The sequence below is a fragment of the Pseudanabaena sp. SR411 genome (assembly GCF_002251945.1).
In the GTDB taxonomy this organism is placed as follows: domain Bacteria; phylum Cyanobacteriota; class Cyanobacteriia; order Pseudanabaenales; family Pseudanabaenaceae; genus Pseudanabaena.
This window is the reverse complement of the sequence record NZ_NDHW01000165.1, coordinates 1-9726: the sequence shown is the minus strand read 5'-3', so window position 1 is coordinate 9726 and position 9726 is coordinate 1. Positions and strand designations below refer to the sequence as shown.

The window sequence follows — 9726 nt, the reverse complement described above, 5'->3', positions numbered from 1 at the left end:
CCTGTTGACGAAATTCCTGTAGTTTGTCAATAATCATGGCTGTAGATATGTCTTTCTTTTTTATCTACTTTAGGCAGTTTGTATCTCTTTTACTCTGCCTTTCTTACCTTTTTTAGTCTAAACTCCAGTTGCTATACATACATCAACATTAGCAAAGTGAGCTAATTACCAACCTTGATAGTAAATTTCTTCACTATCTTTCTGGGGTAGTAAGTTTGTATTGGATTGTGATGGGTGGTAAGTATATAAACTGTCTTGATGTTTTTGGATCAGAATATCTCTATCATTCTCATGGAGAATATCGTTCATTCTAGTTACTTTACGAAGACTCAATGCCGACATTCCTGTACTAATTGTCAGAGCAGAGAAGACTGGACGAACCCAATCTATTTTGATCACACCCGCACCAAGATAGATCCCGATTATATAAATGCTAATGCTTGAAATCACATTTATCCACACGGCAGAGCTAATTCGTAAACTTGCTTCATAGTTGAGATTTTTGTAGAGAAGATTAGACATAGTTTCCCTCGATAATTCCAAATACTGCACCGAAAGCTATACACAACCAAAGATAAATAACACCATGTTTTAGTTGAGGCTGAGTTGCGATCGCTCGCATACAATAAATCCAAAGAAAGACAAGTACAGAAAGTATCAATAGTCCCAGAACTAATACATGAAGGTAATTGTTAGTGTTTTTCGATAAAATCAGTAGGACTGAAATGCTCAGAGTAGCTGTTGCCATGCGGACGATGGTAAAGGCAATAAATTCAGGCAAAGGTGGAATTTCTAAATGTCTTCTCATTAATCGATCAATCTGAGAGGAATGATGATTTCGATCTCTGGGAACTTGTACTGATTCGATGCGATCGCCTAAAATGCCGTTTGACAACTTGATGTTTAATCGATGATCATCATATTCTGAGTAGTTGCTCTTGTTATTAACTTTCATCATTGCCTCCAGAGTAAATTTTAAAACCAAAAAACTCTATCAAATACTATTTTCAGGGTTTGAAGGATGGCTAAAGGCTCATGCACTAAAAGTTTGTGAAAGCAACAATTTTGACTACTTACCTTGACTATACGATTGAGAAATTTAAGGTAGCTAGTACAATGCAATAAGCGTTGTTATCAAATCCTACTAGATATCTTAGCTCACAACATTAAAACTGTAAATACTGTACATAAATGTAGTTATTGTTTGTGCATGCCTGAACCTCGTACACAGAAATATGGGCAGTCAATGCTCAAAATAGAATGTTCCCAGTTGAAAATTGTGTAAATTTAGAATAAAGACAAAGAAAATGCCTGAACAAAATGTACATGTTTCTAGGACTCAAAAAAATAGAAAATTAGGGTTGGAAGAAAATCAAGATAATTTGAGTGGCTCAAGAACTAACCAAGAAGAACGAGACAGAAGTGTATACAGATATTTGCTGACCTGTTTAACAGACTTGTTTTTGATCAAAAATAGTAAAGGGCATGAACAGCCTAACGAAAGTAGTATCGCTAATCAATGGGGGCAGAAGGACAATCGTATTTTTGTGCGTCGGGTTTTACGCTCCGTTATGCCAGAATATTATCCAGAAGAAAGTGCAAATCCAGTTCCAGGGCTCACTCTTGGTAAACTGATCGAGATTCTTAAAAGTATTCAAGAGTATAAATCACAAAAAAGTCTCACTGCTAAAGATCAAAATGATCTGAAGAATAAACCATTAGCTTTAACTAGAGATGAGAAACTTAGAGCAATTCGTAAATTTTCTGAACTATCAATTGATGAACGCGATCAGCTAAAAATTGGTGTCAATCCTAGCGAAGCAATTCTTCAAAAATTATTAGAAGACATTACTCATCCAATCACAGGTTTAGATGCCAACAATATCGCCCGTTTATGCCAACTTACCCTCAATACATATCAAGCCTTACGAACAGCTAATCTGGATTCTCAAGAACTAGAAGGATCTTCACGGCAAAAATTTATTGGGACAATTATTGTTAAACTCCTTAATGAGTATTTTCCTGAATCTTCACAACTAAATACAATCATTCGTGACTTGGTAGACAAAGTTGAACGAGAAATTAATAGAATAGAATTTCAATGTGGTATCAATCAAGTTAAAGCACTGCTTTCTAATGAAGTAGAAATAGAGAAAGATAAATCTAATATATTATCGGCTTCTTTTGTAAAACATCTCACTCAATCCGTAGTTGAAAATGAGATATTAACCGATGAGTTTCCTGTGTACCTCAAGTATATTGAAATAGAAAAAAAACAGCCACTACCTCTATATATCAAGCAAAATGGAGAAGAAACAGGATTGTTGAATCCAAAATTATTGCAATATGAAAAAAACACAAGTCATGGCTTTACAGAAAGTATTGATGGGCTAGAGAAACAATTTGTTTACAAAGCCAAAGTCCATTTCCATGTACGTCCTCCAGAAGACTACAAACCAAGATTTCCCAAACAATTTGCAAAACTAACTGAAAACTCCTATGGCGGCACTCTCAATTTTTATGAAGAAATTACAGGTATTGGTAGTCCAGTTTCAAATATTTCAGGAGTGATAAATAGAGTCTTATTTTGGGATATTCCAATCTTGGGAGATTACATGCCAATCGCCAATGAAGTTCTATGTTACGAGGAAGTAATTGGACAAAGTAGTCATAGTCCTGTTTGGTGTAAAACAGTTGTAAAACTCTGTAAAGAAGAAGATGTTGAGAGATCGATTTATGAGAACAAAAGCTATGAAGAAATCAGTAGCAATCATGATTTAGCCAGTGGCGAGTATTGCGGATTTGACTTATTAGAAGTAGTTGCTAGATCTGCTCTTCTTGCAAGGTTAAAAGCCATAAAACAACTTGGCATTGATGCTAACAAATATTTGACTGAGCTTTGTCATCGCATTGAAGAATTAGACATATTTAGAGATGCAAAAAAACTTTTACACTTTTACCCATTCTCTCTAATGGCAATGGAAGGAAAGATTGAAGAGACTATTTTTGCTAATGGGAAATATCGCACTAAGGATGATCAATTTGATTTTATAGAAACAGAACCGCAGCGTAGTTGGAGTCTCGTTGCCTATGAGGCACATCTAGCGATCGCTGATGCTTATCTTCAAGAAGGTCTATATCGAATTGGTAAAAAATATTTAGATATAATTGAGCCGCATGTAGAAAAGAATTATTTAAGTGATTTAGGAGTTGCTCGATATTGGCTCTGTAAGTTTCGCTATCACTATCTTACTGATCTTGATGATCCTGAAAACATACATTCAGATCGATATCAGGCTATTCAAAAAGCTCTGACAAGCTTAGAAAGGGCTGAATTTCACGTTAAACAAAGATTGTACAAATATTATAAGATTGGCGAATTTTCTCAGAGTAATTTTCATCCTTTCTTTTATATTTTATCTAGAGCAACAGCATTTCATGCCAAGATTTATATGTATACATCCGCCTATACTAACCGTCCTGGCGGAAGGTGGGAAACGCTTTTAGAACCGATTCGTTTATTAGAGAAAGCTCGTATTTACGCCGCGAGAGATGGGAGTGAATCCTATTACGCTTATTGGTCGGCTTATCAAAGTTGGAATTATCTAATTCTTGCTTATTTAGGAGAGTTTGATCACAATTCTCAAATTAGTCGTGAAGAATGTTTAGACTGGGCGAAGAGATTGATTGATCATGCTTTACTTTGTTACTCTTCGATTGGTAAACAGTGTTATCAAGAAATTAAGGATAATGGTGGAAAAGTTACAGATATTTCTCGTCCTGAAATTGATGAATTAAAATATTATGAAAAGTATGGAGACGTTGAAGTACAAGTAACTCCATTAATCAGGGAATTACCGATCAACAACTTTTTCTATGGCGATTCTCGCTATTCTCAAGCCTACAATGCCTCCAGCCATGTTTTAAGTATAGATATGTCTATACTTAAGCAGCCTAGCGCAATATCAAGTGAGACAATTTATCTATTTGGAACTCATTCTACAATCCTGCTATTTGCAATCGGAATGCGTGAATTATGTGTTGATCAAGGTTCTGAAGAACAAATTCAAAGTCAAGTTGAAAAAGCCTTACGGATTTTTACATATTGTTGGGCGATCGCTAAAGATGGTTCAACCAGTAATTGCGAAGAAAATGATCATAAATTTTATTTGGATAGAAACTTTGAGAAAGATAGTTGCGATAGAAGCGGAGATTCTCTAGTTATGGGTTTGTATCCTCATCGGCTGACAGACTTTACGGATTTAGGTAAGATTTTTGCTGCTGTATGTAAAGCAATTCTAATAATATATGGTCAAGCAAATCATTCAAGCACTGTTTCCGAAGAAGCGAGCGAAATTGCTATGAATTGGGACGAAGTGGAACTTCTCCTTAGCAGTCTGCATGATCGTTATAAACCATCTTCTTTTAAATCTAAGCAAGTCCTAGATCAATCTCGATATAATGGACATTTTGATGGTCAATTTAAAAAAGTAAAGCTTTACTTTGCCCAACTAAAACGGAAGAAAAACAGCCAAGCAAGTGATAGTTGTGAAAAGATTATTAGTATTCGTGACAAGTTAGTCAAAGATGTTTTCAAAATCATGCGCGGGGAGAATGATGTTAAAGCTTAAAAAATTCGGTGATCCTAGCTTAGTCCTAGTAAATCTATTAGTGATCAAGAGATCAGTCACTCGATTTTTAAGCTTTGAATTGTCCCAACAAAATTTCTTATAGCTTGGAGATAACTGATGAGTAGCCCCACGATTGTTTGTGTTGACGATGAGTATAGCGTTCTGCTTGAGCTGAGAACTCAATTAAGGCAATGTTTTCCCAACTATGCGATCGCCATTGCTGAAAGTGGGGCTGAAGCAATAACACTGGTGGAAAAATTATTAGCTGATGGGCTAGAAGTCCCTCTGGTGATTGTGGATCAGCTAGTGCCTGACATGAGCGGTGAGCAGGTTTTAATAGAACTTCATGGTCGGCATCCCGAAATCTTAAAAATTATGCTCACCAGTCAAGCAAGCGCTGAGGATGTTAGTAATTTGATTGATCGGGTGAATCTGTATCGTTTCCTGCCGAAGCCTTGGAATGCGATCGATTTACAACTCACTGTTACCGAAGCCCTGCGTCGCTATCAACAAGATCGGCAACTGAGCACCCAAAAACTAGAACTAGAACAAGCCAAGCGTGAACTAGAAAGATTGCATACTAGTTTGGAGCAGCAGATCCAAGAACATACCCAACAACTGCGGCAGAACGAAAAGCAATTACGTCTATTTTTCGAGCATACGCCTGTGGGTGTAGCCATGTTCGATCGCCAAATGAACTATTTGATCGCTAGTCAGCGTTGGCTCCAAGATTATCAATTAGAGTCATCAGTCATTGGCAAATGTCATTATGATGTTTTTCCTAATGCTCCTGATTACTGGCGGGAAGTGCATCAACGGTGTTTGCAGGGAAATGTAGAGCGGAACGAAAAAGAGCAGTATATTCTTGCCGATGGAACAGAGGCATGGGTGCGGTGGGAAGTGCGCCCTTGGTATGACGATACCGATAGCATTGGTGGGCTTATTATTTTTGGGGAACTGATCAGCGATCGCATTCGGGCTGAAATTGCTTTACGTCAAAGTGAAGCCAAACAAAGCGCTCTGATCAATACTTTACCTGATTTGATTATGCGAGTTAACCGCGAGGGAATGTACCTTGATTTTATCGTACCCACAACTTTTCCATTACTCGGTGATGCTCAAGAGCTGATTGGTACTAAGGTAGAGGACACCTTACCGCCTGATTTGGCAGCAAAACGGATGAAGGCAGTGCATGATGCGCTCCAAACTAGAGAAATGCAAATTTATGAACAAGAGCTATGTATTGATGGTGTTTTGCAAACTGAGGAATGTCGTGTAGTTGCCTACGGTGAAGATGATGTGATGATCGTGGGACGCGATATTAGTGATCGCAAACTTATTGAACAAGCGCTCAAAAAAAGTGAAGAAATAGCTAAAGAACGAGAACAACAGTTATCATCGCTACTGAACAATATTCCCCATATTGCATGGCTAAAGGATCGTGATGGGCGCTTTTTGGCAGTTAATGAGCCATTTGCTCAAGCCTGTGGCTATGCATCTTCTCAATTAATTGGGTTGACTGACTTGGATATCTGGTCTCATGAGCTAGCTGAGACATATATACGCGACGATCGCGAAGTGATCGATTCAGGAAAACAAAAACAGTTTGAGGAATATCTCCTTATTGCGGATGGTACATATCGATGGATAGAAACGATCAAATCTCCAGTTGTTAACGATGTTAACGAGTCAATAGGTACGGCTGGAATTGCGATGGATATTACTGATCGCAAGCAAGCAAAAGAAAATTTACAAAAATTGAATGAAGAACTAGAGCATCGGGTGCAGGAAAGGACGCAAGAGTTATCTCAAGCAAGAAACTTTCTCGAAGCAATTATCGAAAATATACCACTAGCTCTATTTGTCAAAAATGGGAAAGAAGCAAAATTTGGCGAATTTGTGCTGTGGAATAATACCTGTGAACGCATGTTTGGTTGTAGCAAAGAGCAAGCAATTGGTAAATCAGTCTATGACTTTTTCCCAAAGGAGCAATCTGATTTCTTCAATGAGAAAGATCGTTTATCATTTGCGCTCGGTAGACCAGAGGATATTCCTGAAGAACCAATTGATAGTTTGACATTAGGACGTAGGATTTTGCATACAGTCAAGGTTCCCATATTTGACGAGTATGGTAACCCTGATTATTTGATTTGTATTTCTGATGACATCACCGATCGCAAACAAGCTGAAATTGCTCTGCAAGAGAGTAATGAACGGTTTCGCGCTACCTTTGAGCAAGCTGCTACGGGAATTGCCCAAAACAGTCTGGATGGCAAATATATACGCATAAACCAAAAATATTGCGACATCATGGGTTACTCAGAAGCAGAACTGCTATTAATGTCTTTTGTGGACATAACTCACCCTGAGGATCTAGAAAAAGATAATGAAAATACCAGACTTCTGTTCTCAGGAGAGTTGCAAACCTTTACGATAGAAAAGCGCTATATCCGTAAAGATGGTGAGATCGTCTGGGCTAATTTAGCGGTCTCTTTAGTGCGAGACTCTCTTGGAGAACCGCAGTATGTCATTGGTGTCGTGCAAGATATTAGCGATCGCAAACGGTCAGAGAGACAACTTCAGTCAGAAAGTCTACGGTTACAACTGGCTCTTGAGTCATCTGAGATGGGAACTTGGGAGTCAAATCTCGATACAGGAATTTGGTCAGCCAGAACAGAAGCTATTTTTGGCTACGAGGCTGGAACATTTCCTGGCGATCGCGAAGCCTTTTTAAAACTAGTCTATCTCGAAGATCAAGAACGAGTATTTCAAGCTCTTTCCCATAGTTTTACTACGCAATCTCCGTATAACATCGAATACCGTATTAATCGTAACGATGGAGAAATGCGTTGGGTGGCGGTGAATGGGAAAGTAGTTGAAATTGAAGATGGGGCTGGCTTACGGATGGTGGGTGTAGCCCGTGACATCACCGATCGCAAACAAGCGGAAATTATCTTGCGACAATATCAACGAATGGTAGAGATCGCTCCAGATGGTATGGCTTTGGTTGACCGTAACTATACCTATCGTTTGGTCAATCAAACCTATTTAGAACACAACGAATGGCAATTGGAGGAGACTGTCGGACGCTCCATCCCAGAGATCATGGGTGAGCATACGTTTCAAACGATTGTCAAATCAAGGTTTGATCGATGTCTTGCTGGTGAAACCATTGATTACGGAGAGTGGTTCTATTTTAAGAAAGCAGGTAATCGCTTTGTCAACGTCACCTATTCTCCCTATTTTGAAATCGATGGCACGACGATTATAGGTGTAGTGATCATTAACCGAGAGGTTACGGAACGGCGAAAAGCAGAATTACTGCTGCAAGATAGCGAAGAACGGTTACGCTTAGCTTTAACCGCCGCAAATCAGGGACTCTATGACCTAAACCCACAGACTGGAATCACCATCGTCAGCCCTGAATATGCCACGATATTGGGATATAGTCCTGATGAGTTTGAAGAAACTAATGCTAAGTGGATTGAGCGACTGCATCCCGATGATCTAGAGCCAGTTGCATCTACCTATCAAGCCTATGTTAAGGGTGAAATTAGTAATTACAAGGTGGAATTTCGTCAACGCACTAAAGATAACCAATGGAAATGGATTCTCTCTATCGGTAAAATTGTGGAGTGGGATAATGCTGGACAACCTTTGCGGATGTTGGGTACACATACTGATATTAGCGATCGCAAGCAAGCAGAACTAGATCTGCAAGAATCCCAACGATTTCTCCAAACTGTGATTGATACTTTCCCCCTTGCTGTATTTTGGAAAGATCGCCAATCCGTATTTTTAGGTTGCAATCTCAAAACTGCTCAAGCGGCTGGTTTAAACTCACCCATCGAAATCATCGGTAAAACTGACTATGATTTACCTTGGAGCCTTGAAGAGACAGAAATTTACCGCGCCGATGATCGAGAAGTAATGGAATCTAATCAAGCGAAACTAGGCGTTATTGAAACACAGAAGCTTGCCAATGGCACAACAATATGGATCGAAACCAACAAATTGCCTTTATATAACCTCAACGATGAAGTTATTGGTGTGTTAGGCACTTATCAAGATATCAGCGATCGCAAACGCGCAGAGCTAGAGCGCGATCAACTATTACAGGAACTTTCCCAACTGAATAGCGAACTTGAACAAGCCAACCATCAACTCGAAGAATACTCACTAACGCTCGAACAGCGCGTAGAAGAAAGAACCAATGAACTTCAAAATGCTCAAGAGCGAATTATGGCGCAAGAAAAGCTTGCTTCGTTAGGAACTCTCACCGCAGGCATAGCTCATGAATTACGGAATCCCCTTAACTTTGTCAAAAACTATGCCGAAGGCTCCATCGAACTGACTCAAGAATTGTTAGAGACTCTGCAACCAATTTTTTCATCCCAAGCCCTGCAAACTGCCTCCTTGATTGAAACGCTCATCATTGACTTGCAAGAGAACGCCTCTACGATCCATCGACATAGCCTCCGGGCCGCAGATATCATTAGTAGCATGATGGAACATGCCCGTAGCGAACCTGCTTCGATGCAGCCTACAGCCCTTAATAATTTGCTGAATGAAGCGATGAGACTAGCCTGTCATGCTAAACAATCGCAAAATATCAACTTCAATGTTGATAGTCTTACCGACTATGATCCTGAAGTACATTTAGTTGACGTAATTCCTAATACGCTAATGCGGGCTTTGATCAACTTAATTGACAATGCCTGTGATGCGATGCGTTTCAAACAAGCTCAGTTCCATAAAGATGAAGGCTCAACAAGCACATATACACCTAGACTGAGAGTTTCCACTCAACTGGTGGGAGAAACAGTAGAAATTTGCATCCGTGATAATGGTTGTGGCATTTCCCCTCAGATCCAATCGAAAATCCTTGATCCCTTCTTCACAACTAAACCACCTGGCTCAGGTACTGGACTAGGGCTTTCACTTACCCATGACATTATTGTTAAGCAACATCAAGGATCGTTGGCGATTAACAGCCAACTAAACGAGTTTACTGAGATTTTGATCACAATTCCTCTTCACTCACCAAATCTAAAAAGCTGGTAGTCCTAAAAAGGWAWKGATCAAAATCTCAGTA

Annotated in this window: 4 protein-coding genes; 2 read left to right on the top strand and 2 right to left on the bottom strand. The window is 39.2% G+C overall.

Features of this window, described 5'->3' with window-relative positions:
- Positions 1–165 precede the first annotated feature (165 nt).
- A complete protein-coding gene (locus B9G53_RS16915; RefSeq protein WP_094534355.1) occupies positions 166–522 on the bottom strand; it encodes a hypothetical protein in 357 nt (118 codons plus the stop codon).
- The gene (locus B9G53_RS16910) at positions 515–958 is read right to left on the bottom strand and encodes a hypothetical protein (RefSeq protein WP_176453254.1); all 444 of its coding nucleotides are present in this window, start codon (positions 956–958) and stop codon (positions 515–517) included. The genes B9G53_RS16915 and B9G53_RS16910 overlap by 8 nt, the downstream gene beginning before the upstream one ends.
- Before the next feature lie 349 nt (positions 959–1307).
- On the opposite strand from B9G53_RS16910, the gene B9G53_RS16905 reads away from it, so the two are divergent.
- Entirely contained in the window at positions 1308–4631 is a 3324-nt protein-coding gene (locus tag B9G53_RS16905; protein ID WP_094534351.1) for a hypothetical protein, read from the top strand.
- A gap of 117 nt (positions 4632–4748) precedes the next feature.
- On the top strand, positions 4749–9695 hold the full coding sequence (locus B9G53_RS16900) for a PAS domain S-box protein (protein WP_094534349.1): 4947 nt from the start codon (positions 4749–4751) through the stop codon (positions 9693–9695).
- Positions 9696–9726: the final 31 nt, after the last annotated feature.